This window comes from Ruegeria sp. BB6 (assembly GCF_056539385.1).
Window position 1 is genome coordinate 1 of record NZ_JBQFUW010000022.1, and the last position, 1257, is coordinate 1257.

The following is a 1257-nucleotide window of genomic DNA, read 5'->3' on the forward strand; positions in this document are numbered from 1 at the left end:
ATGGCAAAGGAAAAGTTTGAGCGTACAAAACCGCACGTCAACATCGGCACGATTGGCCACGTTGACCATGGTAAGACGACGCTGACCGCAGCGATCACCAAGTATTTCGGTGACTTCAAAGCGTATGACCAAATCGACGGTGCGCCGGAAGAGAAAGCGCGCGGGATCACCATCTCGACCGCCCACGTGGAATACGAGACCGACAACCGCCACTATGCGCACGTTGACTGCCCCGGCCACGCCGACTACGTCAAGAACATGATCACCGGTGCCGCTCAGATGGACGGCGCGATCCTGGTTGTGAACGCCGCAGACGGCCCGATGCCGCAAACGCGTGAGCACATCCTGCTGGGCCGCCAGGTTGGTATCCCGAAGATGGTCGTGTTCCTGAACAAAGTTGACCAGGTTGACGACGAAGAGCTGCTGGAACTGGTTGAGATGGAAGTTCGCGAACTGCTGTCCAGCTATGACTACCCCGGCGACGATGTTCCGATCATCGCAGGTTCGGCTCTGGCCGCGATGGAAGGCAACAACCCGGAAATCGGCGAAGAGAAGATCAAGGAACTGATGGCGGCTGTTGATGAGTATATCGACACCCCTGAGCGTGAAGTTGACAAGCCGTTCCTGATGCCTGTTGAAGACGTGTTCTCGATCTCGGGTCGTGGTACCGTTGTGACCGGTCGTGTCGAGCGTGGCGTGATCAACGTTGGCGACGAGATCGAAATCGTTGGCATCCGCGACACTCAGAAAACCACCTGTACTGGTGTTGAAATGTTCCGCAAGCTGCTGGATCGCGGTGAAGCAGGCGACAACATCGGCGCCCTGCTGCGCGGTATCGACCGTGACGGCGTTGAGCGTGGCCAGGTTCTGTGTAAGCCGGGTTCGGTTACACCGCACACCAAGTTCGAAGCCGAAGCCTATATCCTGACCAAGGAAGAAGGCGGTCGTCACACTCCGTTCTTCGCGAACTACCGTCCGCAGTTCTACTTCCGTACGACTGACGTGACCGGCACCGTGACCCTGGCGGCTGGCACCGAGATGGTTATGCCCGGTGACAACGTCGGCTTCACCGTCGAGCTGATCGCACCGATCGCGATGGAAGACGGCCTGCGCTTTGCGATCCGCGAAGGCGGCCGCACCGTCGGCGCCGGCGTTGTGTCGAAAATCATTGAATAATCGGTAGGCCAGGCTTCAGCCCGGCACATCGATAAAACTAAAGAAGGCCGCTCCTCACGGGGCGGCCTTTTTACTTGGGTT

General features: G+C 58.2%; 1 protein-coding gene. It reads left to right on the forward strand.

Features of this window, described 5'->3' with window-relative positions; translation table 11 throughout:
- Nucleotides 1-1176: elongation factor Tu (gene tuf / locus ACR0B7_RS20975; RefSeq protein ID WP_170390328.1), on the forward strand; the 1176-nt coding region annotated here is incomplete at its 5' end.
- Nucleotides 1177-1257: the final 81 nt, after the last annotated feature.